Genomic DNA, 26693 nt, shown 5'->3' with positions numbered 1-26693 from the left:
AATCATAATCTTAGAGCGTATCTCTCACGCTCCACTCCCACTACTTCCGCGGCGCTTCCAGCAGCCGCTCCAGTTCGAACATCGCCGCCTCCATCAGCTCGCGCCCGACGCGCTTGCCGCCGACGCGGATGTACCAGCCCTGCGTGTCCTCGCCCAATTGCAGCGTCAGCCCCGACGACAGCGCCTTGGCGGGCGCCGGTTTGGCCGCCTTCTTGGGCCGTCCGCCCCGGGCCGGGTCCAGTTTCCGCTCTACCCCATCGAGCGCCGCGGCGATCTGCTCGGCCTCCTCGGCGGGCGTCTCGGGCACCTTCTCGGCCAGCGCCTCGCGCAGCCGCACCTCGGCGCCGTCGCGCAGCGCCGCGGCAATGCGCAGCCCGTCCTTCTCCTTGAGCAGATCGGGGAAGGTCAGCATGTCGCCCAGCTCTTCGAAGATCAGCGCGAACGAGCGGATCTTCGAGCGCTTCGCCTTCGACGCCATGGGAAAGAGCGCGTTCACCGCCTCCTCGGCATTGACGAAAGCCCCCTGCTGCGCGGCAATGACCGCGATGCGCCCGCGCTCGTAATGGCTCAGGTTGGCGCGGATCTCGTTCTCTTCGATCATCGCCGCAAAGGTGCCGCCCATCGCTTCGGGGTCGCGGATCACCGCCTTGATCTTGGCGTAGCGCGCATCCTTGGTGAGCGCGTAAAGATCGCGCACCGCCTTCAGCCGGCGATAGCCCGACAGCAGCCCATAGCCGAAGCCCTGCGCATCATCGGGCGTGGCGAAGACCTCCACCGGCAGCCGCAGCCCGCCCTTGGCGATCGAGGCCTTGAGCTCCTCCATCTCCTCGACGTCCAGCACCACCCGGTCGCGCACCAGCGCGTCGGCGTTGATGTCCTCCACCGCCAGCTCCAGCATGAGCAACCCGCGTCCCTCGGCGTCGCGCATCCGTTCGGCATCCACCCGGTCCTTGGCATCCTCGGCGCGGCGCTCGGGCGGGCGCGGATCATGCAGCGTCGCGGCCTCGGCGGCCACCTGCGCGATCGGTGCCGAGAGCGGCCCGCGCCCGGCGGTCTCGCGGCGAAACTCCTCTTCGTAGCGGCTCAGGTCCTCTGCCGAAGGCGCTTCGAGCTTGCGTCTCTTGGCCATCAGATTGCCTCCCGTTCAGCATTTTCCATCTGCACGTCCCGCCACCAGGTGCCGAGGATCACTTCTTTCACCTCGGCCCAGGTCCGGTCGAAGGTCTCACGCCCGCGCACATAGGTGTCGCGGTTGAAGTCGCGGTAATCGGTCTCGTAGATGCCCGAGACCTGCTCGCCCGCCTGCCCCACCATCGCCGTCAGCTCTTGGCGGTAGGTGGTCATGAAATCCCCGAAATAGGCTTGAATGACATTGGCCAGATCGGTCTGCTGCGCCGCGTCGAACCGCGTGACCAGCGCCCGCACCGCGTCCCATTCAAAGCGCATCTCCGGCAGGCCGCCCTGCCGCCGCACCCGGTTCTCCCCCTCTTCGATCGAGGCGAAGGTGGAATAGATCATGTCAAAGAAGCGCCCGGTGGAGTTGAACTCCAGAAAGCTCGCCCCCAGCGGCACCAGCAGGATGTCGGCGGCCGACAGCGCATTGATCGTCAGATAGCCAAGCGCCGGCGGCGTATCGAGCAGGATGATGTCATACTCATCCAGCATCCCCCCGTCTTGCAGCGCATTGGTCAGCGCATCCCACAGCGGCCAGCTCAGCATTTGCATCCGCCACACCGGCACCTGAAACTCCGCCCAGTAAAGGTTCAGCTGCGCGCCGATCAGGTCGATGTTCGGCCAGTGGGTTTTCTGCACGAGGTTTCGCGGCGAAACCTCTAACGCTGCGGTCAGTGTCTCATCAAAGGGGAAAGGTTTCTGTCCCGAGGCCTCGCGCACCTTGTTCTCCTGCTGCAGATGCTGCGCGTAATCGCGCGCCAGCATGGGGAACACGGTCTGCCATTCGTCCTCTACCTTGCCGCCCATGATCGAGGTCATCGAGCCTTGGCTGTCGAGATCGATCACCAGCACCTTATAGCCATCAAGCGCGGCGGACATCGCCAGATGCGCGCAGGTCGAGGTCTTGCCGACACCGCCTTTGAAGTTGGCGACCGAGACCACCTTGGCGGGCTGCCCCTCGGGACGCCACGCGCGATACTCGCGGTCCTTGGCGCCTTCCTCGGCGAAATGGTCGCGCAGCCGCAGCACCTCTTCGAGGGTGAACCACTTCGAGCCGCCCTCGCCTTCGCCCTGCGGCAGGTCCGGGTTCTGGCGCAGCACGCGGCGCAGATGCGCGGCGTTCACCGGGATCAGGTAGCGGCAAACTTCCCATGTGGAGAACCGCCGCAGACGCTTGGCGCCATCGGGGGCATAGCCGCGCCGGGCCAGATCGTCGCGCCCGCGCATGGCAAAGGCGGCGGCCTTCGCAAAGCGCGCGGTGTCGATCGGATCAGAGAGCTTGGCAGCCGCCTCCGCCGGGTCGATATTGAAATAAGGGGGAAGATCAGCCTTCGGGGAACTGCCCGGTTTATGTGCCATGTCGCCTCACCACGTTCGCTGTTTGCCGCGATATCCACGAAACTATGGCACATGGGTTGGGCGAAGTTAACCAGCTTGAGACCCTAAGTCCTCTAAATATGGATCATTCTGGCACATCGGCACCAGATGTTTGAGAGTATTTGGATCTTCTTTTGAATCTTTAGGCTGCAGAAAACACATAGTTACAGTAACTTACGTGTCTTAGGGTGCCTGCGTCCGGGTTAAAGGGCATCCGATTCCGGGACCAAAGGCACCCATTTCCGGGATCAAGGGCCCCGATTCTCGGGTTCCCGAGTCCCAGAGCCTTAATCAGTGTCGATTTTCCCCGTCTTAGGGTCTTTTCGCCACGAATCGGACTCGCCCTGCCCGGCCACGGATCCGAGGGATCCCGCAAATGGATACCTTTCCTCACCCCGTCAAAACCATGGGTACCCGTTTCCGGGATTGCCCTGAGGTGCCAGAGAGCCACTTGCCCGTGGATACCTTTTGGCCGATCATAGCCGCAACCGGACCATGGCGACTTGCCTCCACGCGCCCGGAGCCTTGAGGATCGACACTGGGGCCCGACGGCCCGGAAAGCGAGAGCAGAATGGACGACATTCCCCGCGAGCGGCTGAGCGGCCCCCTGCGCCGCGGCGCGGTCAAGAAACATGTGGCGGCGATTCACGTCTCGGGCAAGTTGACGCTGTTGCAGCGCAAGCTGTCGAACGTGCTGCTGCTTAACGCTTACGACACGCTGACCTCGCAGAGTCGTCACCAGATCGACGCGCGCACCCTGTGCCTGATGATCGGCTATAATTCGAACGACATGGAGACGCTGAAACAGTCTCTGCGCGGCCTCGCCGAGACGGTGGCGGAATGGGATATGCTCGACGAGAAGGGTCAGCAGGAATGGGGTGTCAGCTCGCTCCTCAGCTACGCCAAGCTCAAGGGCGGCATCTGCGAGTATGCCTATTCCCCGGCGCTGGCCGAGAAGCTGCACGATCCGAAGGTCTTTGCGCTGATCAACCTCAACATCCAGCGCCGCTTCACCTCCGGCCACGCGCTGGCGCTTTACGAGAACTGCTACCGTTTCGTGCGCACCGGCTCCACCGGCTGGTGGTCGCTTGATCTATTCCGGCGGCTCATGGGCGTCTCGGACAGTCCCTATTACGAGGTCTACAAGCAGCTCAACGCCAAGATCATCAAACCCGCGGTGGCCGAGGTGAACAAGACCTCGAACATCATGCTCACGCCCGAGACCCGCAAGATGGGCCGGACCGTGACCGATATCCGCTTTCTGATCTCCGAGAACCCGCAGCTGGCGATCCTCGATCTCGACGATGGCGAGGGGCTGCGCAACTCGGACCTCTACGCGCAGCTGCGCGAGCTTGGCGTTTCGGACCGTCTGGCGCGGCAATGGCTGGGCGAGCATGGCGAGAAATATGTGGCCGAGAAGCTGGATTTCGTGACCGGCCGCGAAGGCGTGAAGAACGCGGTGGGTTATCTCACCAAGGCGCTGCGCGAGGATTACGGCGCGGCGGAGGTTTCGCGGCGAAACCCTCCGAAACCGTCAACGCTGCGCGCGCGGCGGCTGGAGCGCATCCGCGATCTGGCGGCGAGCCGCAAACCGACGCAGCGGGATGCGGACAAGCTTTTGTTCATGGGGCGGCTGTCGGGCGCGGCGCGCGACGATTTCGAGCGCCATGGTTGGATGTCGGCGCTGAATGCCGAGGCGATCGTGGCGTTCTGGGAAGAGCTGTCGCCCGGTGCCTTCGAGGATATCGAGGCTGAGAGCGAAAAGGGCTGACCGCGGCGGTCAGCCCGAGAGGCCTCAGCGCGCGCCATGGGCCAGCTTTGCCGCCTCGGGACGGCGGCGCAGGATCAGCATGGCGGCGGTGCCGATCACCGGGCCGGGCAGCAAGAAGAGGAAGGCCCATTGCCAGCCGCCGATGGCGGCGGCGAAAAGCGGCAGCAGCCAGATCGCCACAACGGTGAGCGCAAAGCCGAGGCCCATCTGCAGCGCCAGCGCGGTGCCGACAAAATGCGGCTCGGCCAGTTCGGTGACCGCGGCAGAGAATTGCGCGCTGTCGCCGATGACGCTGATGCCCCAGACCAGCGCCAGCAGCGCCAAGAGCAGCGGCGGTCCATCAAAGGCAAAGCCGATCAGCGCCGCGCAGCCGCCCGAGACCAGCATCATCCCGGCGCAGGTGAAGCAGCGTCCGATCCGGTCGGACAGCCAGCCGCCGAGCAGGCAGCCGAGCGCGCCGCTGGCCACCACCACGAAGCTGAGCATCGAGGCCGTGCCGAAGGGGAAGGGCGCGAGGCCGCCGGATTGCGCGGCGGCGGCGAAGGCAAGGAACCATGCCCACATTGCGTAAAGCTCCCACATGTGACCGAAGTAGCCTAGGTTGGCGAGCAGAAGTGGACGGTTGGTAAACACGGCGAGCGACTGTCTTGGGTCGAAGGTGGCGCGACCAAAGCCATGCGGCCCTTCGCGTAAGGTACCCGCGAACAGGATGGCGGAGACCAGCGCCGCGCCGGAGGTGCCCCAGACCACGCTGTGCCAGTCGATGCCCTCGGTCAGGGCGCGGATGAGATGCGGCATCGACGAGCCGAGGGTCAGCGCACCGATCAGAAAGCCGAGCGCGAGACCGCGCCCCCGCACGAACCATGTGGCCATGAGCTTGAGGGCAGGGGGGTAGACCCCGGCCAGCGCGACGCCGGTGACAAAGCGCGCGGCGATGGCGCCGCTGGGGCCGGTGAACAGCAGCGCCAGATTGGCCAGCGCGGCAAGCAGCGCGGCGGCGGTCATGAGGCGCTTCATCGGCAGGATGTCCGGCAGGTTGACGAGCGAGGACCCCACCGCCCCAACCACGAACCCCAGATGCACCGCATTGGTGAGCCATGCCGCCTGCGCCGGGCTGAGGCGCCATTCGGTGATCAGCTCGGGCACGATGGCGGTGGCCGAGAACCATGTGGTCAGCACGCCGACGACGCCGAGGCAGATCACCGCGAGCATCGGCCAGCGACCGGCGGCGGCGGGCGGGGCAGGGGAGGGGGAGGCGGGGCTCATGCGGCGGGCCTTTATTCTATGGTCTTGGAAGGCGCACTGTGCCGGAGCGGGCCTTGCGGCGCAATTGGCGGCGGCGGAAAGGGGGCGCTGCCCCCTCTTGGCCGGAGGCCAATTCACCCCCGGCGTATTTTTAAAGAGAAGAAGCGGGGAGGGCGGCGCGGTTGTGCTGGCTAGGGGGGCTGGACCGAAAACGCCCCGAAAGCTTGGCTTCCGGGGCGCGAATTTTTGGATTTTACTTTTTGGTCAGACGCTTATGCGTTCCAGGCGCGGTCGCCCTTGGCATCCTTGACGCGGGTCGGCAGGCCGATGTCGTCGAGGATGGTGAAGAAGGGCTTGGGGTCGAGCTCTTCGACGTTCTTCATCGTCTTGGCGTCCCACTCACCGGTGGCGACCAGCATCGCGGCGGCGACCGGCGGCACGCCGGCGGTGTAGGAGATGCCCTGGCTGCCGACCTCATTATAGGCGTCCTTGTGGTCGGCGACGTTGTAGACGAACATCTCGACCTCTTCGCCGTCCTTCACGCCTTTCACCAGATCGCCGATGCAGGTCTTGCCGGTGTAGTCGGGCGCCAGCGACGACGGATCGGGCAGCACGGCCTTGACCACTTTGAGCGGCACCACTTCGAGCCCCTCGGCGGTTTTCACCGGTTGCTCGGACAGAAGGCCGAGCGATTGCAGCACGGTGAAGACGTTGATGTAGTGCTCGCCAAAGCCCATCCAGAAGCGCACGTCGGCCTGCGGGTAGTTGGCCGAGAGCGAATGCACCTCGTCGTGGCCCGACTGATAGGCGCGCTGGGTGCCGACGACGGGCAGATCCCAGTCGCGGCCCGAAGCGAACATCGAGGTTTCCTTCCACTGCTGGTCTTCCCAGTAGTAGACGGTGCCGGTGAACTCGCGGAAGTTGATCTCCGGGTCGAAGTTCGTGGCGAAATACTTGCCGTGGCTGCCGGCGTTGATGTCGACGATGTCGATGCTTTTGACCTCGTCCATCTGGTCGATGGCGAAACGGGCGAAGGCGTTGACCACGCCCGGATCGAAACCGGCACCAAGGATCGCGGTGACGCCCTTTTCTGCGCAGAGGTCGCGCTTTTTCCATTCGTAGTTGGCGTACCACGGCGGGGTCTCGCAGATCTTCGCCGGGTCTTCGTGGATGGCGGTGTCGATATAGGCGGCGCCGGTCTCGATGCAGGCGTCGAGCACATACATGTTGACGAAGGCGCTGCCCACATTGATCACGATCTGCGCGCCGGTCTTGCGGATGAGATCGGCCACGGCGGCGCTGTCCATCGCATCGACCTGATGAGCCTCAAGAACGCCCTCGGATTTCATGGCGCCCTTTTCGCGCACCGACTCAAGGATCGCCTCGCACTTCGAAAGCGTCCGGCTGGCGATATGGATCGCGCCAAGCACATCGTTGTTCTGAGCGCATTTATGCGCCACGACCTGAGCGACGCCGCCTGCGCCGATGATGAGAACGTCTTTTTTCAACTCAAAGGACCTCCATTTTGTCCGTTTGATCCGCGCGGCGCTCAGGAGAGCGCGTCGCGGAAGTCTTCATAGGTGAAGCCGAGCACCAGCCGCTCGCTGCCGTCGAGCTCGCGGATGGCGATGGCGGGCATCTGCACCCCGTTGAACCAGTTCTTCTTGACCATCGTGTAACCGGCGGCATCCTGGATCGAGAGCCGGTCACCGGGTTTGAGCGGGGCGGGGAAGTTGAACTCGCCAAAGATATCGCCCGCGAGGCAGGATTTGCCGCAGACCATCCAAGGCTGATCGCCGCTTTCGTCCATCTTGGCGCTTTCGCGGTAGATCAGCAGGTCGAGCATATGCGCCTCGATCGAGCTGTCGACGATCGCGAGGTTCTTGCCGTTGAAGAGCGTGTCGAGCACGGTGACCTCCAGCGTGGTCGAATTGGTGATCGAGGCTTCTCCGGGTTCAAGATATACCTGCACCTCGTTTTCGCCAGCGAAACGCTTGAGACGCTCGGCGAGACGGTCGAGCGGGTAGCCCTCGCCGGTGAAATGGATGCCGCCGCCGAGGCTGATCCATTGCATCTGGCGGATGAGATGGCCGAAGCGCTGTTCGATGGAGCCGAGCATGTTGTCGAAGCGCTCGAAATCGTCGTTCTCGCAGTTGTTGTGGAACATGAAGCCGCTGACCTGTTCGAGCACCGGCTCGATATCTGCTGGGTCATGCTCGCCGAGGCGCGAGAAGGGGCGGGCGGGGTCGGCAAGATCGAAGCCCGAGGTCGAGACGCCCGGATTGACGCGCAGCCCGCGGGTGTGGCCGCGGCTGACCTCTTCGAAACGCTGCAGCTGCGCGGCGGTGTTGAAGATCACCTTGTCGGAGCTTGCCAGAACTTCGTCGATCTCGTGATCGGCCCATGCCACCGAATAGGCGTGGGTCTCGCCGGGGAATTTTTCCCGGCCCAGCTTCACCTCGAACAGCGAGGAGGAGGTGGTGCCGTCCATATACTCGCTCATCATGTCGAAGACCGACCACGTGGCGAAGCATTTCAGCGCCAGCAGCGCCTTGGCGCCCGATGTCTCGCGCAGATGCGCGATCTTTTCCATGTTGGGCAGCAGCCGCGACTTGTCGATCAGGTAATAGGGCGTCTGCATCTGGTCACCTCCGGACAGCGAAACACGGGGAAGAAACGGCAAGAACCCGTCCCACTATAGTGCAAATCTGGCGAGAACAATGCCCTGCGGCATATGGCAGGGGGATGACGGCATCGGAGCGCGGCGGCAAAAGTCTTGGAAGACTTTTGCAAGTCTCTTCGAAAGAGACTTGGGGCGCGGTCTGGGCCGCCGGTTGGGGCCGTTGGGCCTTGGGTAAAAAAGGGCAGCCCGAAGGCCGCCCTCAGTTGGTCGAATGGTCCCTGTCGGACCGCGCAGGCTCAGGCGGCCGATTTCAGCTTCTTCGCCTGCGGTGTCACGAAGGCGCCGTGCAGCGCGGCGATGACCGGGTCGAGGTCGTCGCGCTCAAGGATGTACTGCACGTCGACGTTGCGCGGGCCCTGGGTGGCGCCGATCGACTCGTAGCCGGCTTCGGCGATCGCCTGCAGGCCGCGGGTCAGCACCGACAGGCCTTTCAGGTCGCGACCGATGACCGAGGCCATCGCAAGCGTGCGCGAGCTGATCTTTGCCTGCGGATAGAGCTCCGCCAGATCCTTCTCTACCCGGCGCATCGTCTTCAGCGAGCTGTCCAGATAGTGGGTGATCGTATTGGCGTTCGACACTTTCGACACGATGCGCACATCATGGCGGGTCAGCACGTCGAGGATCGCGGCGTCATAGCCTTTCACCCCGACCATGTCCTGTTCGAACACCTCCAGCGCAACGATATCGAGGCCGGTGACGATCTCGACCGCGGCTTCTTCGGCCGGTTGGTCGTCGATCAGCGTGCCCGGATCGCCCGGCTCGAACGCATTGGTAACGCGCAGCGGCACCTGCGCCTGACGCAGAGTTTTCGCCGCCTTGGGGTGGATTGCCTCCATGCCCATGTTCGACAGCTGGTCGGCCACGTCGTAGTTGGTGCGGCCCAGCTTGCGGACGTTTTCCGCGCCCACCAGCTTGGGGTCAGCCGAGCTGAGGTGGAACTCCTTGTGGATGATCGCCTCACGCGCCGACGTCAGTGCCGCCAGCTTCGAGAAGGTCACCTCGGAATAGCCACGGTCAAACTCGCGCATCAGCCCCTCGGTGCACTGGGCATAGCCGGTGACGATGGGCATTTCGCTGGCCGGATCGACCCCTTCGAGCGCCTTGGTGATGCGCTCTTCGAGGGTGTAGTGGCCATCATCGCGCCAGCCTGACAGATCGACGTTGCGGGCGTTCACACCGGCGCGCTGGAGCATCAGCACGGTGACATAGGCCGAATGCGCCTCGCCGAGGCCCGACAGCAGCTCGCGGATCTGCAGCATATGCTCGGACAGCTGGAAGTGCCCGTAGGAGCACAGCCGCTGCAGGTCGATCAGGCAGTTGCGCGCGCCTTCGATCCGGTTGCGCACGAAATCGGTCGCCTGCTCGACGTCGCCGGGGTGATCGAGAACCGCTTCATGGGCCTCGATCATCGCTTTGGACACTTCGGTCAGCGCGTCGTGCCAGCCGTGGCCGGAATGGGCGTTGGCGAACTGCCCGTAGACGCCGGGTTGCCCCGACTTCTTGTGTTCGAGCAGCAGGTCGGTGATGCCGCCGAAGGCGGAGACCACGAAGATGCGACCGTAGAGATCTTCGCCCTCGCGGCCGCCGATCAGCAGCGTGTCGCGCAGTTCGTTCAGGCGGGACATGCTCGTCCCGCCGATTTTCTCAACGGTATGGGTCATGGCTTACGCCGTCTCCTCGGCCGGTGCGTAGGACCCGTCTTCGCGGTGCACTTCGGTGCCGGTGACGGGCGGGTTGAAGCAGCAGGCCATGTGCAGCTCTTCTTCCGCACGCAGGATGTGCTTGTCGTGCAGGTTCAGAGCATACATCACGCCGGGCTTGATCTCATGGGTCTCGCCGGTGGCGATATCGGTGATCGAGCCCTTGCCCTTCATGCAGTAGACGCTTTCGAAGTGGTGCTTGTAGTGGAACGTGTGTTCCGAGCCTGCTTCGAGCACGGTGATGTGGAACGAAAAGCCCATGCCGTCATCTGCCAGCAGCATGCGCGTGGAGGTCCAGCGCGCGTCGGCAATGTGCTTGTCGGTTTTCTTCAGTTCGTTGAAATCGCGTACAATCATGGTGTTACTCCGCGGCAATCTTGTGGTTGTTCAGGCAGGCGGCGGTGCTATCGCGCAGGATCTCGAAGCCCTTGCGGAAGGTCTCTTCCGAGGTGGTCAGCGGCGCGAGCACTTTGACGACTTCGTCGTCGGCGCCCGAGGTCTCGATGATGAGACCGCGCTTGAAGGCTTCGGCGCAGATGTCACCGGCCAGATCGCCCGAGCCGACGTCGACGCCCCGCATCAGACCGCGACCCTTGAGGTACGCGCCGGGGATCATGTCGGCGATGGTGTTCAGTTCGTCTTCGATCAGCTTGGCCTTGGTCGCCAGCTCCGCCTGGAACTTGCCATCGGCCCAGAACTTCTCGAGCGCCACGCGGGCGGTCACGAAGGCATGGGTGTTGCCCCGGAACGTGCCGTTGTGCTCGGCCGGTTTCCAGACGTCCAGCTCCGGCTTCAGCAGCAGCGCGGCAAAGGGCAGACCGAAGCCCGAGAGCGATTTCGCCATCGGAATGAGGTCCGGCTCGATGCCCATTTCCTCGAAGGAGAAGAAGGTGCCGGTGCGGCCGATGCCTGCCTGAATGTCGTCAGCGATGAGCAGCGCGCCGTGCTTCTTGGCAAGGCGGGCGATGCCGCGCAGCCATTCGGCGGAGGCGGCGTTGAGGCCACCCTCACCCTGCACCGGCTCCACGAGGAAGGCGGCGGGGGCGTCGAGACCCGACGAGGGGTTCTCGAGCATCATCTCGATCTGCTTCAGCGTATCGACATCGGGGCCGAAGGCGCCCTCATAGGGCAGATGGGTCACGCCCTGCAGCGGCATGCCGCCACCGTTGCGCTTGCCCTTGTTGCCGGTCGCCGCCAGCGCGCCCACGGTCATGCCGTGGAAGCCGTTGGTGAAGGCCACGATATTGGTGCGGCCGGTGACCTTGCGGGCGAGCTTCATCGCCGCCTCGACGGCGTTGGTGCCGGTCGGGCCGACCATCATCACCTTGTGGTCCATGCCACGCGGCTCGAGGATCAGGCGCTCGAAGGTCTCAAGGAAGGCTTCCTTGGTCTCGGTGTGCATATCAAGGCCATGGGCAATGCCATCGCTCATGATGTGCTCGACCAGAGCCGCCTTCATGTCGGCGTCATTGTGGCCGTAGTTCAGCGAGGAACAGCCAGCCAGAAAGTCGATGTAGGTCTTGCCGTTGGCGTCGGTCAGTTCCGAGCCCTTGGCAGAGGTGAAGCTCACCGGGAAGGAGCGGCAGTAGGAACGTGCCTCGGATTCGCGGCGAGCGTAAATAGTCGGGCCGTTAGACGTGTCTTTCGGCATATCAGAAGTCCTTTCTAGGAACTTTGAAAAGATAAGGATGTAGCGATGTAAGGGGGTGCGATCAGGCCGCGGCGCGCAGCGCCTCTTCCTCTTCCGGCAGCTCGATCGTGACCATGTGTTCGGTCGCGTGCATGCCGTCGAAGTGCTCGTCGCGCGTGTAGTGCGGCTCGTCCGAAAGCTCGCCGCCGATGGAGCGGGCGAAGCTGCGGAACAGCCCCCACGACGCATCATTGTCGCGGGTGATCGTCGTCTTCAGTTCAGTTGCGTCCGCGCATTCCTCACGCTCGATCAGATGCGTCAACATCTTGCGGCCAAGGCCGAGACCGCGGGCCTTGGGGCTCACGGCGACCTGCCAGACGAAGAAGGCGTCTTGGTTCGGGATCATGTGACCCGAAATCCAACCCACCGGCTCGCCGTCGAGTTCGGCCAGCACGCAGGTATCGCGGAAGTGCTCTGCCTGAACGAGATTGCAGTACATCGAATTCTCGTCCAGCGGCTTGCACGCGCGCACGAGATCCCAGATCGCAGCCCCGTCCGTTGCTTCGGGCTTACGCAGCACGGGAGTGCGCGTTTCAGGCTGTGTCATGTCTTTCGGCATTGATCAGGGTCCTCTGGTTCGTTCGTCAATCTAACTAATCGAACAGCGATAAAGTTTCAACCACCGAAGCAGTTTTTACGCTTATAGCGGCTTTTGAGGCCATTTTGCCTCTGAAGTGCTAAGTTTTTATGAAGCAAATCCCCTTAGTCTTTCGAATGACCCTGGCAAGTGCTTCGTAGATTGAAGCTTCGGCAGAAAGCTGCCAAAAGATTGCCATGTCCGACCCCGTTCCCGACCGAACCGATCAGAGCCTGATCGCCCTGCGCCGAATCCTGCGCGCGACCGAACTGTACGAGCGCAAGCTCGCACAGGCCGCTGGCCTGACCCCGGCGCAGCTGCGGGTGTTGCAGATCCTTGCCAAGAAGGACCATGGTGCGGCGACGCCCAAGGCGCTGGCGACACAGATGGGCGTCAGTCAGGCCACGGTGACGGCGCTGGTCGACAAGCTGGTGGCGCGCGCCATGGTTGGCCGCGAGCGCTCGGTGAAGGACCGGCGACAGACCGATGTGGTGATCTCGGACAAGGGCCGCGAGGCGGTGAGCCAGTCGCCCGATGCGCTGCAGCAGCGCTTTGTCAAAAGCTTCGAAGGGCTGCAGGACTGGGAGCAGGCGCAGCTGGTGGCGTCGCTCGAGCGGGTCGCGGCGATGCTGGACGCGCATGAGATCGACGCCTCGCCGGTGCTGACCATCCGCGACATCCGTCAGGAAGGCCACTAAGCGCAGATTTAGCGGGGCCGTAGGCTAGGGCTCGGCGGCGTCCTGCGTCGCCAGCATCTGCTGTGCCTCGGCGATCTCGCCCGCAGCCGCTTTTTCCGGAAGTTCATGCAGCGCCCGGCGCAGAGCGGCATCGCCAAATCCGCGCGCGGCCATGTCGCGGGCGGCGCGCAGCTCCAGAAGCCCTGCGTTCGAGCAGCGGGCGGCCTTCAGCGCGCCGGTGAGCAGACGCTCTGGATCGCCGCCGCAGCGCGCCGACAGCCGCAGAAGCTCGGCCTCGAAATATAGCTCGCCATTGGCAGCGGTGATCTCGCGCGCCTGCTGCAGAAGGCTTTGTGCCGTCTCACGGTCGCCGCCGCGCAGCGCGATCTCGGCCTGCCACGCGCGGGCGTAGGGCAGGGCGAGGCGGGCGCCGGTGGCCAGATAGGCCTCGGTGCCCTTGGACAGCAGCGCCGCGCCGGTGGCATCGCCCTGCTGGTCGCGGGCGTAGCCGATCACCATCTCGGCCTGCGCGCGCCATTGCGCATAGCCGTGCCGGTCGGCGAGCCGCTCGGCGATCCGGCCGTGATGCAGCGCGAGGCTCGGTGCTTGCAGGAAGTGGTGCATCACCCCGGTGAAGACATGGGCGAAGGCCATCGAGAAATCATGCGCATGGGCTTCGGCGGCGGCGATCGCCCCGGCGCTGGCCTGCCGCGCGGCCTCGGGCGCGGCGCAGAGCGCGTGCAGCCAGCATTCGTAACTGCGGGCGCAGACCGAAAGATCGAGCCCATAGCGCTCGATCTGTGCCTCATGCAGTCCGGGCCGGTGCTGCGCGACGGCCTCGCGGAAGGCGGCAAGCGCCTCGGGCAGGTCGCCCGCGTAATATTGCGTGACCCCCAGCGCATAATTCGCCGCCACCTCGCCCACCGCATCGCCAAGCTCGCGGCAGAGCGTCAGGTAGCTCTCGGCGATGCGGACCGCCGTGGCGATGTCGGCGCGCACGACGTAATAGCTCCACAGCCCCCAGTAGACATGGGCCAGATCGCCGCGTTCGCGCGTGCTGTCGGCGAGCTTCAGGGCGCGGGCGTAATTGGCCTCGATCGCGGGGGCACCGAAGCCGTGCAGGGCCAGCAGTTGCGGGCCGCGCAGCAGCAGGTGCTTCAGTTCCAGCGCGGTGGCCTCTTCGGAGGCGGGCAGGCCGCGGGCAAGCTCGGCGGCGCGGGCGAAATGGGCGTCGGCCTCGGTGTGGGCGGCGACGCGCAGCGCCTGTTTGCCGGCGGTTTCGAGCAGCGGGATGGCGTCGCGCGGGCGGCCGCCCTGTTCGAAATGCCGGGCGATGCGCTCGGCGGGGACGGGCACGGGGGCGGCGGCGAGGATATCGCCAAGGCGGCTGTGCAGCGCCGCGCGCTCGGCCAGAAGAATGGTCTGATGCGCCTGCTCCTGCACCAGCGCATGTTTGAACTCATAGCGCGCGTCGGCGGCGCGCCCGAGCCGGTAGACCAAATCGAGCTTTTGCAACTCGCGCAGCGTGGGGTCGAGATCCTCGGCCCGGCGTCCGGCGAGCGCGGCCAGCGTCTCGCGGTCGAAAACCCGTCCGATCACCGCCGCCTGCTGCAACAGCAGCCGCGCGCCGTCGAGCCGGTCGATCCGGGCGGTGAGCGAGGCCTGCAGGCTGTCGGGGATGCTGCCGTCGGCGCCGGTGGCGGCGGTGTGGACCAGTTCCTCGAGATAAAGCGGGATACCGTCGGAGCGGGCGACGATCTCGGCGATGCGGCTTTCGGGCCATGTCTCGGGGCAGATGTCGCGGACCAGCGCGGTCGCCTCGGGCGGGGTGAGCCGGGCGAGCGTGATGCTGTGCAGCCGTGGCGGCTTGGGTACGGCGACGCCCTCGGCCTGACGCGAGGTGCCCAGCATCATCAGCGGCAAATCCTCCAGTTCCTGCGCAAGCCGGCCGAGCAGCAGCTGCGAGGTGGGATCGAGCCAGTGCATGTCTTCGATAATGAGCAGCAGCGGGCGGCCTTCGCTGGCGGCCAGCCGCAGCAGCGCGGTGATCGCCGAGAGCAGCGCGTCCTGATCGCGCAGCCGCTCGTCCGGCACCGAAGAGAGACCCAAAAGCGTCGAAAGCACCTGCTCGACCTGCCCAAGATCGAGGCCGGGGCGCCGTTCGAGCCAGTGCCGCAGGCGCGCGCGGCGGCTGCTGTCATCGGGCAGATCGGCAAAGCCCAGCATCTCTTGCAGGTGCTGAACCAGCGGAAAGAGCGCGCTTTTCTGATGATGCGGCGAGCCGGAGAATTGCAGCAGGCGCGGCGCGTCGGTCAACGCGCGTTTCTTGAAGTCCGACAGCAGGCGGGATTTGCCGATGCCCAACTCGCCACGCAGCGCGAGCACCTGCGTCTCGCCTTGGGTCGCGGCGCGCCAGCGGCGCAGCATCTCGTGCAGCTCCTCCTCGCGCCCGGTGAGCCGCGTCAACTGCCGGGTGGCGCCCGAGATGAAGAAACGGTCGGTATGGTGGCTCTCGCCCAGCACCCGCTGCACCTGCGCGCCGCTGGCCGCATCGCCCACCGGGGACAGGCGGAACTGCCCGCGCAGCGCGTGCTGCATCGCCCCGGCGATGCGGGTCTCCCCCGGCGCGGCTTGCAGTTCGATGCGCGAGGCGGTCATCACTGCAGGCCCGGCGACAGAGATCACCGCGCCCTCGCTGCCCTGCTGACCGACCAGCGTCTCGCCCATCGCAAGCCCGGCGCGCAGCGCCAGCGCCCGCCCGCGCGCATCGCGGAAGGGCTGTTCCAGCAGGCCAAGGGCCGCCATCACCGCGCGCTCGGCATCCGCCTCATGCGCGCGAGGGTGGCCAAACAGCGCGATCATCCGGCCGTCGGCCTGATCGATGATCTTGCCGCCATAGGCGCCGATGTGATCGCGGCAATGCGCGGCGAAATCGGCCAGAAGCGCCGACAGGCTCTCGGGGTCACGGTCGAGGTCTTCGGGCAGGGCAAAGCCCAGCACCGCGACGGTCAGTTGCCGCCGCTCGGGGATGGCGCTGCCGCCGGGGCGCAGCGGGCCGGTGCTGCGCCCGGTGACCGGCGGGGCGGTGGTGTCGCGGATCTCTTCGAAGAGATCGATCGTGTCGGGGTCGGGCTCGGCGTCGAGCTCGCGGCGCAGCGCGTCGAGGCAGCGCTGATACTGCTGCAGCGCCTCGCCGCGCCGCCCGGTCTGCCAGAAGTGCCGCATGAGCGCGCGATGCGCCTCTTCGTGGGTCTCGTCGATGCGCAGCAGGGCGCGGGCGATGTCGGGCTCGGCGGGATCGTCGAGCAGCGCCTCATGCAGCGTGTCGAGCACCCGGTCGCGCAGCTGTTCGCGGTAGAGGCGCCGCCAGTCCTCGAAGGCCTCGGACCGGATGTCGAGCCCAGACAGAAAGTCGCCCTGATAGACCTCTGCAAGCTGGGCGGCGGCGGCGGGCGTGGCTTTGGCGATCAGCGCCTCGGCGGTTTGGGTGTCGATCTCGATGCGCCGCGAGTCGAGCAGCACCGCCTCCTTGCTGGCCTCGATGCATTCTAGGCCATAGCGCGACAGGGCGCGGCGCAGCACCGAAAGCTCTTGCCGAAGGCTGGCGCGGGCCTGTTCTTCGCCCCGGTCGCCCCAAAGCAGGGTGGCGATCTCTTCGCGCGGCACGGCGCGGTCGGCTCGCTGGGCGAGAATGGCAAGCAAAGCAAAGGATTTGCGCGAGGTGAGCCGCAGAGGCGTGCCGTCTGCGAGCTGCAACTCGTAGCCCCCAAGCAACCTCAACACGGCCTGCGTCACTTACGTCACTCCCCCGGTCCCCAGCGGGCGGTGCCCGGCGCAAGCTGGTGTCGTGCCTAGCCTTGCTGCGGTTCTGGGTGGCGATACACTTTTTGCGGTAGTTTTGCGCAGCCCGTAGAACCCTAGGGTATTAAGTCGATACTAAAGATGCGTCTTTACCATGGGGAAGGACGTTCAACGTTACATAGAGAAATTGCAAGCGTTTCCCGAAATGATTGCAACAGTTTCCGCGCAGGATGTGGTGATCCGGGCAAAGCGCGGGCACTTGCGCATGTCGGGCTGGCTTACGAATTGGGGCAAGGAGAGCCGCGTGACGATACCGCAAACACCCTTCAACGGCCTGACCATCGCCGGCCAGCCGGTGGATGATTCCGAGGCCGCGCTGCACGAGGTGGTCAAACATCTGACGGTGCCCGCAGCGCGCCAGTCCGAGGCGGCTTTTGGCGGCAGTGAAGCGCAGGCGCTCCGCGCGCTCGAGCTGCCCTTGGCGCGGCAGATCGTCGAGGCGTGGCAGCTGTCCCCGCGGGGACACGCGTTTGCCAGCCTTGCGGATGCGCTTGACGAGATCCGCTTTCGTCTTGCCGCGATCGCGGCGATGAGCCGCTTCAACACCGGCGCCTATGACGTGGATTACTTCAACCCCGACATCCATTTGGTGCCGCGGCTCGGCAGCGCCGGACCGGCGCTTTTGTCGCGCTTCTGGCAGTTCTTCGGTCCCGATGGGGCAAGCGAGGCGCAGTTTGCGCAGGCGCCGGACACGCAGGCGGCGCAGGCGATGGCGCCGGTGACGGGGGCGCTGCTGCCGTTCCGCGGGGAATGCGCCGGGGGCTTTCAGATGGCGGTCTATCTGGGGCTGCTGAACGGTCTGGGGGCCGCGCGCTTTGATGAGATGGCCGCCAAATGGCAGCGCATGTATATCGGGCCGTGGCGCATCGGCGAGGCGGAAACGCCCAATCCGGCGACGCTCTTCATGATCTCGGCGCCGCTCGACGCGCCGCCGGTGCCCGGCGATTACCTCTATTTCAAGAACAAGGACGATTACCTGCATTGGGCGCCCGAGGGGTTCTGGACCGGGCTCAACGCCATGTATATGGGGATGGATGCGCTTGGCACGCGGCATTACTCGGGCATGGGCGCGAGTTGGCTGAGCGAGACCAACCTGCGCGCCTCGCTGGTCAACGCCTATTACCATGACTGTGCGCCGCATGTGATCGACGATCCCGCCACCGAGGTGCGCTTCACCCAGCGGCGGCTGCTGCAGATCCCGCCCGATATCGAGGCTGCCATGGCTGAGCCCACAACGCCCAAGGGCGGCACCGCCACCCCCACCTCCAGCGCGCTGCTGGCCGCTGGCTTTGCGCCGCAGACGGGCGGGGTCTTTGCCCATCCCGGCACCACGCTGGCCGAGCTTTGCGCGGAACTTGGCTTTGCCCCCGGCGATCTGCAGCAGGTGCGCAGCGCGGGGCTCGACAACACGCCGCACCGGGTGATGCTGGGCGGCGCCATGCTGATCGTCACGCCGGTGGAGCCGGGCGGCAGCGCCAGAGACCCCGGCGCATGGGTGCGCGCGCATCTGCGGCTGGACCGAGAGTAACCTTTAGATGAGTGAGCATTTCCGCGAGGTGGCCGAGAACGCCATCGGCCCGTTTCCGGACAATTGTGCCGGTTACGGCAATCCGCCATCCAGCGGCTGGGGCTATGTAGCGGCGCTGAAGCTGTCGATCGGCACGGTCGCGGCGGATATGGACGAGGGGCTCGAGGGCATCGTCTCTTACGACCGGGCGGAATGCGAGGACGCCTATATCGGGCAGATCAACATGATCACCGTCTCGAGCTTTTGCGGCGTCAACGGCGCGGTCTGGGGCTATGACCTTGCCCGTGCCGATGATCTGGCGCAGGGCCGTGTGGCGGCAAAGATGGTGTTGCCGCGCCATGATGGCGCCGAGGTGCCGGTGCTGCCGATGGAGCCGCTGCTCGACGCCGCCTACCGGCTGTTCGGCTCGCGCCACGAGCGGCGGTTCGCGCCGCTGCCGGGGGCCATGGTGGTCTGCGCGAATAAATCCCAGACCATTCGCCCCAAGGCTGAAACGGCGATCTGGTGCGCGCTGGCGCTGGCCATCGCCGAGGACCGGATGACCACGGCGAACCTCTTCATCGAGGATGCGTCGGACACGGAAAGCACCGGCGAGGCGCCGCTGCAGGACATCGAGGCGAATATCGCCAAGTCGATCCTGCGCTGCGGCGCCGATCAGGGGGTGAAGTACCGCGAGATCTTCATCGGCACCAAGACGCTGCGGATCACCCCGGACATGGTCGGCTGCGCGCTGGCCTGCGTGCCCTATGTGGCGCTGCCACCCGCGGCGATCCCGCCGGGGCGCAGCGCGGGCGATCTGGCCGATATGACCCTCGGCGAATGGGAGGCGGCGCTGAATTTACCGCCGATGGAGCCCTATCCGGGCCGCTACCGGCGTTAGTTCGGTCTTCGGCGCTTGTAACCCCCGCGGCGCTCGGCGCAGATGGGCGCGAGTTGCGCCGCGCGGGGGAGGGGCGGCGCCGATTGAAGACCCATCCCGCCCCGCGGGGTGCCAGACCGGAGAGCCGCCCGATGCCGCAGCATGTCGCCATCAACATCAAAACCCGTGCCTATCACACTCTGCTCGGCGCGCATTACACGCTGCATGATTGCACCGAAGGCTACGGCCATCTGAGCGAGGAAGAGCGCGCGGAAATCCGTGTTCTGGTCACCGCCGGGTTCAAGGGCGCCAAGGGCCCCGAGATGGATGAGCTGCCGAACCTCGGGCTGATCTGCTGCGTCGGCACCGGCTATGAGGGGATCGACGTCGCGGCGGCGATCGCGCGGGGCATCAAAGTCTCGCATGGGGCTGGCGTGAACGCCGGCGCGGTGGCCGACCACACGATGGCGCTGCTGCTTTCGGCGGTGCGGCGGATTCCGCATCAGGATCGTCTGACCCGCTCGGGCGCGTGGAATTACGGCGAGACGCCGCGGCCGCTGTTCTCGCGCCGCAAGATCGGCCTTTACGGCATGGGCGGCATTGGCGCGGCGGTGGCGCGGCGCGCGGCGGGCTTCGATCTGGAGGTGCTCTATCACAGCCGCACCCCGAAGGATGATCTGCCCTATGCCTATGTGCCCTCGCTGCTGGAACTGGCGGAGCGCTGCGACTACCTCGTCGCCTGCGTGCCGGGCGGCCCGGCGACGCAGCACGCGGTGAACGCGGAGGTGCTGCAGGCGCTGGGGCCGAAGGGCTATCTGATCAACGTCGGGCGCGGCTCGGTGGTGGACACCGAGGCGCTGATCGCGGCGCTGCAGTCGGGCGGGATCGCCGGGGCAGGGCTCGACGTCTATGAGGCCGAGCCCGAGGTGCCCGAGGCGCTGATCGCGCTCGAGAACGTGGTGCTGACGCCGCATATGGCGGGCAATGCGCCGGAGGTTCAGGAGATGGCCGCCGATCTCATCCGCGAGAATATCGCCGCCTTCACCAGCGGCGCGGATTTGGTGAGCCCGGTGCCGGAGATGAAGGCGCTGGCGACGGCGGGGTAGGGGGCCAACGCCCGCTTACACCGCCTGCGCCGGATGCTCTGCGGCCACGGCGACGAGCGCGTCCACCAGCCCCTGCAGCGCCGGGTCTGGCAGCGTTCCGTCGCGCAGCGAGATGCCGACCGGGCCGCCCAGCAGTTCGTTCTGCACCGGCAGCACGGTCAGCTCGCCGCTGTCGAGCTCGGCGCGCACCACGCCCGCGGAGATGAACCAGATGGTGTCGGACCGCGCCACGACCCGCCGCCCGAAGGCGTGGGAGACATTCTCATATGCGGGAGCTGGCTCGCCCAGCCCCAGCGATTGCAGGAACGCCCGCACCGAGCCCGAAATCACCGCGCCCGCGGGCGGCAGCATGAGCGGAAAGCGGATCAGGTCCGACGGCTCCCACGGCTGCCCGGCAAGCGGATGGCCGGGGCGGATCACCGGCACCACGCGCTCCCAGTAAAGCTGGCGGAAGCTGAGCCCCTCGCCGGTGCCGGTGGCGGGCATGCGCCCGACCACCAGATCAAGCGCGCCCTCGCGCAATTGCGACAGCAGCAGCCAGTTCGGTCCGGTGGAGACGCGCAGCGTGCAGTCAGGGTGGCTTTCGCGAAAGCACGCGGCGGCGTCGGGGAAAAGCCCGGTGGCGGCGGTGGGCAGCACGCCCACGGCAAGCTTGTGCTGGCTTTGCGGCAGTTCGCGCAGCAGGCGCTCGCCGCGTTCGAGATCGGCCAGCGCCGTGCCCGCGTATTGCTGGAAGATCTTGCCCGCCCGGCTCAGCGCCAGCCGCCGCCCGCTGCGGTCGAACAGCTGGGCGTTCAGGATCTCTTCAAGCTCGCGCACCGTCTTCGAGGCGGCGGGCTGGCTGACGTGCAGCGCCTCGGCGGCGGCGCTCAGGCTGCCGAGGCGGGCGGTCTCGAGAAACACCCTAAGGTGGCGCATGCGCAGGTGAGGGTGGAGCATCTATAACCCATCAGTTATGAGTGATGCCTCTACTTATATTTTTCACGGGCGGTTTGCCATGGCAGAAGAGCGCCAGGCCCGACCCGGCCCGAGGAGGACACATGCAGACAATCGACGCCGCAGGGGTGACCCTGCACATCCGCGACGAAGGCCCGAAAGATGGCCGCGTGCTGATGCTGGCCAACTCTCTGGGCACCGACCTGCGGGTCTGGGACGCGCTGCTGCCGCTGCTGCCCGAGGGGCTGCGCGTGGTGCGTTTCGACAAGCGCGGGCATGGGCTGTCGGATGCGCCCGAAGCGCCCTATGCGATGGAGACGCTGGTGGCGGACGCCGAGGCGGTCTGCACGGCGCTCGATCTGAAGGACATCACCTTTGTCGGTCTGTCGATCGGCGGGCTCATCGGGCAGGGGCTGGCGGCGAAGCGCCCGGACCTCATCCGCGCGCTGGTGCTGATGGATACGGCGGCCAAGATCGGCACGCCCGAGATGTGGCAGACCCGGATCGACGGCATTCGCGCAAACGGTGTGGCCTCGCTGGCGGACGCCATTCTTGAGCGCTGGTTCACGCCGGGCTTCCGCGAGAGCGACCCGCAGTTCGCACTGTGGAAGAACATGCTCGAGCGCACGCCGCTCGAGGGTTACGTGGGCTGCTGCGCCGCCATCGCAGGCGCCGATCTGACCGAGAGCACCCGCGCGCTGAGCCTGCCGGTGCTGGCGATGGCGGGGGCCGAGGATGGCTCGACGCCGCCCGAGTTGGTGCGCGGCACGGCCGAGCTTTGCGGTGCGGAGTTCGCGTTGATCGACGATGCGGGGCATATCCCCTGCGTCGAACAGCCCGAAGCGACCGCCCGCCTGATCAATGACTTTCTGAGGAGGACCGCCTGAATGGACGAGCTTTACGAACAGGGCATGAAGACCCGCCGCGCGGTGCTGGGCGACGCGCATGTGGACCGCGCCGAAGCCGCCAAGACGCCGCTCGACGAGGCGTTCCAGACGCTGATCACCCGCAGCGCATGGGGCACGGTCTGGAGCTCTGACGCAATCAGCCATCGCGAGCGCTCGATGCTGACGCTGGCGCTGCTGGCGGCGACCGGCAACTTCGAGGAGATCCCGATGCACATCCGCGCCACCGCGCGCACCGGGGCCAGCAAGCAGGACGTGCTGGAGGCTTTCCAGCACGTGGCGATCTACGCCGGGGTTCCGCGCGCCAACCACGCGCTGAAACTGGCCAAGGCGACCTATGCCGAAATGGAGGCGGCAGCCGAATGAGCAACTTCATCACCACAGATAAGGGCCCGCTGATCCCGCGCAACCGCGACGCGCATCCCGTGGCCTATGATCCCGGCTATAAGACCAGCGTCACCCGGTCCCCGAACCTGCCGCTGCTGTCGATGGAAAGCTCGCCCTCGGAAGAGACCGGCCCGACCTTCGGCCACGGCAAGCTGGGCGCGCTCGACAACAACCTCGTGCTGAACTGGACCAAGGGCGCGGCGCCGGCGGTCGGCGAGCGCATCCTGATGCATGGCCGGGTGCTTGACGAGAACGCCAAGCCGGTGCCGAACACGCTGATCGAGATCTGGCAGGCCAACGCAGGCGGGCGCTACCGCCACAAGAAGGACAGCTATCTTGCGCCGCTCGACCCGAACTTCGGCGGCTGCGGGCGCACGCTCACCGATGAGAACGGCTATTACCAGTTCCTCACCGTCCGTCCCGGCGCCTACCCCTGGCCGAACCGCGGCAACGACTGGCGCCCGATGCACATCCATATCTCGGTCTTCGGTCATAGCTTCGGCCAGCGCCTGATCACCCAAATGTATTTCGAGGGCGATCCGCTGATCGACCACTGCCCGATCGCCGCGACGATCAAGAACCGCGCCCAGCTTGATGCGCTGGTCGCCCCGCTCGATCTGGCGCATTCGCGCCCGCTCGACTACCTCGCCTATAAGTTCGACATCGTGCTGCGCGGCCGCCGCCAGTCGATGTTCGAGAACAAGCTGGAGGGCATGTGATCATGGTGCAGAAACTCGACACCCTCGTGGAAACCGCCTCGCAGACCGCGGGCCCTTACGTCCACATCGGTCTGATGCCCACCTACGCGGGCAACGCGGGCTATTACGACGAAGAGATCGGCGTCAGCCCCATCGAAGAGGGCTGCGACGGCGAGATCATCGAGATCACCGGCTCTGTCTACGATGGCACCGGCTGGGCGATGCGCGACGCGCTAATCGAAAGCTGGCAGCCCGACGCCAAGGGCGTCTTTGCCGGGCAAGACGGCGCGGACCCCAAGGTTTCGGGCCATTGCCGCTTTGCCGCCGATGCCGAGACCGGCGAGTTCACCCTGCGCACGGTCAAGCCGGGCAAGGTGAAGGGCCGGGGCGGCGTGGAGAGCGCGCCGCATATCTCGCTTTGGGTCGTGGCGCGTGGCATCAACATGGGCCTGCAGACGCGCATCTACTTCGAGGACGAAGACAATGCCTCGGACCCGCTCTTGGCGCGCATCGAGCAGCGCCCGCGCGTCGAGACGCTGATCGCCAAGAAGACCGGCGAGGGAAAATACCGTTTCGACATCCGCCTGCAGGGCGAGGGCGAGACGGTCTTCCTCGACATCTGAGGCGCGGATATTAGAACGATGCGACGGGGCGGCTGTGCGGGCCGCCCCTTCGGCATGTGAAGGGACAGGACCTATGAGCGCGAGCGTTTTCGATCACCCTTGGCTGGGCGGGCTCTTTGCCGACCCCGAGATGGCGGCGATCTGGTCTGCGGACCGGCAGATGGCGCATATGCTGGCCTTCGAGGCGGCGTGGAGCCGGGCGCTCGGCGTCTGCGGGCGGGCCGATGCGGCGCTGGCCGAGGCGGCGGCGGCACAGATCGAGGCGGCGAAGATCGATCTGTCTGACATCCGCGCGGGCATGGCGCGCGACGGCGTGCCGGTGCCGCGGCTGGTGGCGCAGCTGAAGGAGATCGTCGGCTGCGATCTGGCAGTGGCGGTGCATAAGGGCGCGACCTCGCAGGATGTGGTGGACAGCGCGCTGGCGCTGACCCTCAAGGAGAGCAGCGCGCTGCTGGCGGAGCGGCTGGCCACGCTGGAAGCGGCGCTGATCGAGCTTGACGCGCGCCGCGGCACGACGCCGCTGATGGGGCGCACGCGGATGCAGGCGGCGACCGAGATCACCGTCTCGGATCGGCTGCGCCCGTGGCATCAGCCGCTGGCGGCACATCTGGACCGGCTGGCGCAGCTGGCGCCGCGGGTCGAGCGGGTGCAGATCGGCGGTGCCTCTGGCGACCGCAAGGCGCTTGGCACCGATGCGCAGGCGGTGGTGGATCACGTCGCCGCAGCGCTCGATCTGGCCAGCGCGGACAGCGCGTGGCACGCCATGCGCGGCGGCGTGGCGGAATATGCCGGGCTTCTGTCGCTGATCACCGGAACCTTGGGCAAGATCGGGCAGGACATCTGCCTGATGGCACAACAGGGGCTGGACGAGATCAAACTCTCGGGCGGCGGTGGCTCCTCGGCGATGCCGCACAAGCAGAACCCGGTGAGCGCCGAACTGCTGGTGACGCTGGCGCGGTTCAACGCGGTGCAGCTTTCTGGGATGCATCAGGCGATGATCCACGAGCAGGAACGCTCGGGCGCGGCTTGGGCGCTGGAATGGATGATCTTGCCGCAGATGGCGCAGGCCACCGCCTCGGCGCTGGCCACAGCGACCGCGCTGGTGAGCAAGATCGACCGCATCGGCATGCCCGAGGCCAAGTGAGGCCATGTGAGGCGGCGGCCGGGGGAACGGGCGGCTGAAACTCCGCCCGGAAATCCGGCACGGAACCTGCGCGAAAGCTATGGGGCAGGACGCTTTTCCGAGGCGGCTCTGGCCAGCCGAAAATCCGCTCGCTAAGACTAGCGCACAATCTGTCGCCGCTCTGACAGGCGCGCTTGGCGCGGCGCGGGGCTGCGGCAGTTTTCACTGCGCCTGTTGCGGCAGGCTGGCCCCAAGACCTGAATGAGGTACCCCATGACGTTCGCTTTCGATCCCGCCCGGCTGCCACTGCCGAACCGGCATTTCATCGGAGGCGAATATGTGTCCGGCGATGAGGCGATCGAGCTTGTCTCGCCCTCGACCGGCCAGCGCCTTGGGGCCATTCCCTGCGCCGATGCCGCGCTTGTGGACCGCGCCGTGATGAGCGCGCGCAACGCGCTGCGCACCTCGGGCTGGGCTGGGCTGCAGCCGCGCGCCCGTCTGCGCGCCCTGCACGCATGGGCCGATCTCATCGAGCAGGAGGCCGAGACGCTGGCGATGCTCGAAGCGGTCTGCTCTTCGCGCCCCTATGCCGGGGCGCTGGCGGGTGACGTGATGGTGACCGCCGAGCAAATCCGCTTTTTCGCCGAGTTCGCCGACAAGGAGGCGGGCACGCTGGTGCCGACCTCGGACGCGCAGTTCGGTTTCATCTCGGATCATCCTTACGGCGTCATCGGGGCGATCACCCCGTGGAACTTCCCGATCTCCATGGCCGCGTGGAAGCTGGGCCCGGCGCTGGCGGCGGGCAATGCGGTGGTGCTGAAACCTTCGGAGATGACGCCCTACACCACGCTCTACCTCGCCGAACTGTCGGTGAAAGCGGGCATTCCCGCCGGGCTCATCAATATCGTGCTGGGCGACGGGCCGACCACCGGCGCTGCGATCACCGGCCATCCGGGCATCGACAAAGTGTCTTTCACCGGCTCCACCCGCGCCGGGGCGGCGATCATGGAAAACATCGCCCGCTGCGGCATCAAGCCGATGACGCTGGAGCTGGGCGGCAAGAGCCCGATGGTGGTTTTCGCCGATGCCGATCTTGACGTCACCGCCGACGCGCTGACCACCGGCATCATCCCCAACGCCGGGCAGTTCTGCGTCGCGGGCTCGCGGATGATCGTCGAGGCGAGCGTCGCCGATGAGCTGGCGGCGAAACTGTCGGAGCGCTTTGCCAAGATCACCCCGTCCGAGACCCATAACGCCGAAGCCGGGTTCTCGCCGATCATTTCCGAAAAGCAGCTGGCGCGGATCGACAGCATCGTCCGGGCCGCGCAGGACGACGGCGCCGAGCTGATCTGCGGCGGCGGGCGGTTCGATCACGCGGGGGCCTTCTATCGCCCGACGCTGATCGGCGGTGTCGACGAGACCAATCCTGCTGTGCGCGAAGAGATCTTTGGCCCGGTCGCCACCTTCCAGACCTTCGAGACCGAGGAACAGGCCATGGCGCTTGCCAGCCACCCGACCTACGGGCTGGCTGCCGGTCTCTTCACCCGTGACCTGTCGCGCGCCATGCGGCTGACCCGCGATCTCGAAGCGGGCACGGTCTGGGTCAACCGCTATGGCCGCACCCGCGACCACATTCTGCCGACCGGGGGCTGGAAGGCCTCGGGGCTGGGCAAGGATCTTGGCCGAGAGGCCTATCTCGCCAACCGCCGGACCAAGTCGGTGTTGATTGACCTGTGAGCCGCGGCTGATTACGAATTGATCCCCCCAAGGAGAT

The 26693-nt window shown here is 66.2% G+C and carries 22 protein-coding genes; 11 read left to right on the top strand and 11 right to left on the bottom strand.

Going from position 1 to position 26693, the window contains the following annotated elements; translation table 11 throughout:
- Window positions 1–40 precede the first annotated feature (40 nt).
- Window positions 41–1129 carry a ParB/RepB/Spo0J family partition protein gene (locus ACXAD2_RS04995; RefSeq protein WP_475167674.1) on the bottom strand — a complete coding sequence of 363 codons (1089 nt, stop codon included), beginning with the start codon at window positions 1127–1129 and terminating at the stop codon, window positions 41–43.
- Window positions 1129–2532, bottom strand: a complete 1404-nt coding sequence (locus tag ACXAD2_RS04990; protein WP_475167671.1) for an AAA family ATPase — start codon at window positions 2530–2532, stop codon at window positions 1129–1131. The genes ACXAD2_RS04995 and ACXAD2_RS04990 overlap by 1 nt, the downstream gene beginning before the upstream one ends.
- A 589-nt stretch (window positions 2533–3121) precedes the next feature.
- On the opposite strand from ACXAD2_RS04990, the gene ACXAD2_RS04985 reads away from it, so the two are divergent.
- Window positions 3122–4321 carry a replication initiation protein gene (locus ACXAD2_RS04985; protein ID WP_066111302.1) on the top strand — a complete coding sequence of 400 codons (1200 nt, stop codon included), beginning with the start codon at window positions 3122–3124 and terminating at the stop codon, window positions 4319–4321.
- A gap of 24 nt (window positions 4322–4345) precedes the next feature.
- Here ACXAD2_RS04985 and ACXAD2_RS04980 read toward each other — a convergent pair whose 3' ends face one another.
- From ACXAD2_RS04980 to ectA, 7 genes are all read right to left on the bottom strand, one after another.
- Window positions 4346–5587, bottom strand: a complete 1242-nt coding sequence (locus ACXAD2_RS04980) for an MFS transporter (protein WP_475167668.1) — start codon at window positions 5585–5587, stop codon at window positions 4346–4348.
- 251 nt (window positions 5588–5838) lie between these two features.
- Window positions 5839–7074 (bottom strand): saccharopine dehydrogenase family protein, encoded by a 1236-nt coding sequence (locus ACXAD2_RS04975; RefSeq protein WP_475167665.1) that lies wholly within the window; start codon window positions 7072–7074, stop codon window positions 5839–5841.
- Between the two features lie 41 nt (window positions 7075–7115).
- Window positions 7116–8207, bottom strand: a complete 1092-nt coding sequence (locus ACXAD2_RS04970) for a carboxynorspermidine decarboxylase (protein WP_475167660.1) — start codon at window positions 8205–8207, stop codon at window positions 7116–7118.
- A gap of 278 nt (window positions 8208–8485) precedes the next feature.
- Window positions 8486–9910, bottom strand: a complete 1425-nt coding sequence (locus ACXAD2_RS04965; protein WP_066111294.1) for an aspartate kinase — start codon at window positions 9908–9910, stop codon at window positions 8486–8488.
- Window positions 9911–9913: 3 nt separating this feature from the next.
- Window positions 9914–10306 carry an ectoine synthase gene (locus ACXAD2_RS04960; protein ID WP_164180609.1) on the bottom strand — a complete coding sequence of 131 codons (393 nt, stop codon included), beginning with the start codon at window positions 10304–10306 and terminating at the stop codon, window positions 9914–9916.
- A 4-nt stretch (window positions 10307–10310) separates the two neighbouring features.
- On the bottom strand, window positions 10311–11600 hold the full coding sequence (gene ectB / locus ACXAD2_RS04955; RefSeq protein ID WP_224901490.1) for a diaminobutyrate--2-oxoglutarate transaminase: 1290 nt from the start codon (window positions 11598–11600) through the stop codon (window positions 10311–10313).
- Between the two features lie 61 nt (window positions 11601–11661).
- Complete coding sequence (ectA, locus tag ACXAD2_RS04950) at window positions 11662–12198, bottom strand: diaminobutyrate acetyltransferase (protein WP_066111288.1); 537 nt, start codon at window positions 12196–12198, stop codon at window positions 11662–11664.
- Between the two features lie 215 nt (window positions 12199–12413).
- Between ectA and ACXAD2_RS04945 the strand changes: the two genes are divergently transcribed.
- Window positions 12414–12914, top strand: coding sequence for a MarR family winged helix-turn-helix transcriptional regulator (locus tag ACXAD2_RS04945; protein ID WP_066111286.1), 501 nt, complete (start codon window positions 12414–12416; stop codon window positions 12912–12914).
- Between the two features lie 24 nt (window positions 12915–12938).
- On the opposite strand, the gene ACXAD2_RS04940 is transcribed toward ACXAD2_RS04945, so the two are convergent.
- Window positions 12939–16688, bottom strand: a complete 3750-nt coding sequence (locus ACXAD2_RS04940) for an AAA family ATPase (protein WP_475167650.1) — start codon at window positions 16686–16688, stop codon at window positions 12939–12941.
- A 310-nt stretch (window positions 16689–16998) separates the two neighbouring features.
- Between ACXAD2_RS04940 and ACXAD2_RS04935 the strand changes: the two genes are divergently transcribed.
- The 3 genes from ACXAD2_RS04935 (at window position 16999) to ACXAD2_RS04925 (ending at window position 20247) form a co-directional block, all read left to right on the top strand.
- A complete protein-coding gene (locus ACXAD2_RS04935; RefSeq protein ID WP_475167647.1) occupies window positions 16999–18282 on the top strand; it encodes a hypothetical protein in 1284 nt (427 codons plus the stop codon).
- Window positions 18283–18289: 7 nt separating this feature from the next.
- Window positions 18290–19162 carry a histidine decarboxylase, pyruvoyl type gene (locus ACXAD2_RS04930; RefSeq protein ID WP_475167644.1) on the top strand — a complete coding sequence of 291 codons (873 nt, stop codon included), beginning with the start codon at window positions 18290–18292 and terminating at the stop codon, window positions 19160–19162.
- A 131-nt stretch (window positions 19163–19293) separates the two neighbouring features.
- Entirely contained in the window at window positions 19294–20247 is a 954-nt protein-coding gene (locus ACXAD2_RS04925; RefSeq protein WP_475167642.1) for a 2-hydroxyacid dehydrogenase, read from the top strand.
- A gap of 15 nt (window positions 20248–20262) precedes the next feature.
- Here the strand turns inward: ACXAD2_RS04925 and ACXAD2_RS04920 are convergent, their stop codons facing one another.
- The gene (locus tag ACXAD2_RS04920) at window positions 20263–21186 is read right to left on the bottom strand and encodes a LysR substrate-binding domain-containing protein (protein WP_475167635.1); all 924 of its coding nucleotides are present in this window, start codon (window positions 21184–21186) and stop codon (window positions 20263–20265) included.
- Window positions 21187–21287: 101 nt separating this feature from the next.
- Between ACXAD2_RS04920 and pcaD the strand changes: the two genes are divergently transcribed.
- The 6 genes from pcaD (at window position 21288) to ACXAD2_RS04890 (ending at window position 26656) form a co-directional block, all read left to right on the top strand.
- Entirely contained in the window at window positions 21288–22070 is a 783-nt protein-coding gene (gene pcaD / locus ACXAD2_RS04915; RefSeq protein ID WP_475167633.1) for a 3-oxoadipate enol-lactonase, read from the top strand.
- Complete coding sequence (pcaC, locus tag ACXAD2_RS04910; RefSeq protein ID WP_066111273.1) at window positions 22071–22454, top strand: 4-carboxymuconolactone decarboxylase; 384 nt, start codon at window positions 22071–22073, stop codon at window positions 22452–22454. It begins immediately after the preceding gene.
- Window positions 22451–23194: a protocatechuate 3,4-dioxygenase subunit beta gene (gene pcaH / locus ACXAD2_RS04905; RefSeq protein WP_475167627.1), complete on the top strand. Its 744-nt coding sequence runs from the start codon at window positions 22451–22453 to the stop codon at window positions 23192–23194. Before pcaC ends, pcaH begins: the two co-directional genes overlap by 4 nt.
- A 2-nt stretch (window positions 23195–23196) precedes the next feature.
- The gene (gene pcaG, locus ACXAD2_RS04900; RefSeq protein ID WP_475167625.1) at window positions 23197–23796 is read left to right on the top strand and encodes a protocatechuate 3,4-dioxygenase subunit alpha; all 600 of its coding nucleotides are present in this window, start codon (window positions 23197–23199) and stop codon (window positions 23794–23796) included.
- Between the two features lie 73 nt (window positions 23797–23869).
- The gene (locus ACXAD2_RS04895) at window positions 23870–24940 is read left to right on the top strand and encodes a 3-carboxy-cis,cis-muconate cycloisomerase (RefSeq protein WP_475167622.1); all 1071 of its coding nucleotides are present in this window, start codon (window positions 23870–23872) and stop codon (window positions 24938–24940) included.
- 252 nt (window positions 24941–25192) lie between these two features.
- Window positions 25193–26656 carry an aldehyde dehydrogenase family protein gene (locus ACXAD2_RS04890; RefSeq protein ID WP_475167616.1) on the top strand — a complete coding sequence of 488 codons (1464 nt, stop codon included), beginning with the start codon at window positions 25193–25195 and terminating at the stop codon, window positions 26654–26656.
- Window positions 26657–26693 lie beyond the last annotated feature (37 nt).

The sequence above is a fragment of the Salipiger sp. ABN3_019 genome, assembly GCF_056158605.1.
Note: the sequence above shows the minus strand (reverse complement) of the source record. Positions and strands in the feature narration are given on the sequence as shown.

Coding starts and splice junctions, on each gene's coding strand:
- ACXAD2_RS04995 (WP_475167674.1), bottom strand. CDS start 1,129: ATGGCCAAGAGACGCAAGCTCGAAGCGCCTTCGGCAGAGGACCTGAGC.
- ACXAD2_RS04990 (WP_475167671.1), bottom strand. CDS start 2,532: ATGGCACATAAACCGGGCAGTTCCCCGAAGGCTGATCTTCCCCCTTAT.
- ACXAD2_RS04985 (WP_066111302.1), top strand. CDS start 3,122: ATGGACGACATTCCCCGCGAGCGGCTGAGCGGCCCCCTGCGCCGCGGC.
- ACXAD2_RS04980 (WP_475167668.1), bottom strand. CDS start 5,587: ATGAGCCCCGCCTCCCCCTCCCCTGCCCCGCCCGCCGCCGCCGGTCGC.
- ACXAD2_RS04970 (WP_475167660.1), bottom strand. CDS start 8,207: ATGCAGACGCCCTATTACCTGATCGACAAGTCGCGGCTGCTGCCCAAC.
- ACXAD2_RS04965 (WP_066111294.1), bottom strand. CDS start 9,910: ATGACCCATACCGTTGAGAAAATCGGCGGGACGAGCATGTCCCGCCTG.
- ACXAD2_RS04960 (WP_164180609.1), bottom strand. CDS start 10,306: ATGATTGTACGCGATTTCAACGAACTGAAGAAAACCGACAAGCACATT.
- ectB (WP_224901490.1), bottom strand. CDS start 11,600: ATGCCGAAAGACACGTCTAACGGCCCGACTATTTACGCTCGCCGCGAA.
- ectA (WP_066111288.1), bottom strand. CDS start 12,198: ATGCCGAAAGACATGACACAGCCTGAAACGCGCACTCCCGTGCTGCGT.
- ACXAD2_RS04945 (WP_066111286.1), top strand. CDS start 12,414: ATGTCCGACCCCGTTCCCGACCGAACCGATCAGAGCCTGATCGCCCTG.
- ACXAD2_RS04930 (WP_475167644.1), top strand. CDS start 18,290: ATGAGTGAGCATTTCCGCGAGGTGGCCGAGAACGCCATCGGCCCGTTT.
- ACXAD2_RS04925 (WP_475167642.1), top strand. CDS start 19,294: ATGCCGCAGCATGTCGCCATCAACATCAAAACCCGTGCCTATCACACT.
- ACXAD2_RS04920 (WP_475167635.1), bottom strand. CDS start 21,186: ATGCTCCACCCTCACCTGCGCATGCGCCACCTTAGGGTGTTTCTCGAG.
- pcaD (WP_475167633.1), top strand. CDS start 21,288: ATGCAGACAATCGACGCCGCAGGGGTGACCCTGCACATCCGCGACGAA.
- pcaC (WP_066111273.1), top strand. CDS start 22,071: ATGGACGAGCTTTACGAACAGGGCATGAAGACCCGCCGCGCGGTGCTG.
- pcaH (WP_475167627.1), top strand. CDS start 22,451: ATGAGCAACTTCATCACCACAGATAAGGGCCCGCTGATCCCGCGCAAC.
- pcaG (WP_475167625.1), top strand. CDS start 23,197: ATGGTGCAGAAACTCGACACCCTCGTGGAAACCGCCTCGCAGACCGCG.
- ACXAD2_RS04895 (WP_475167622.1), top strand. CDS start 23,870: ATGAGCGCGAGCGTTTTCGATCACCCTTGGCTGGGCGGGCTCTTTGCC.
- ACXAD2_RS04890 (WP_475167616.1), top strand. CDS start 25,193: ATGACGTTCGCTTTCGATCCCGCCCGGCTGCCACTGCCGAACCGGCAT.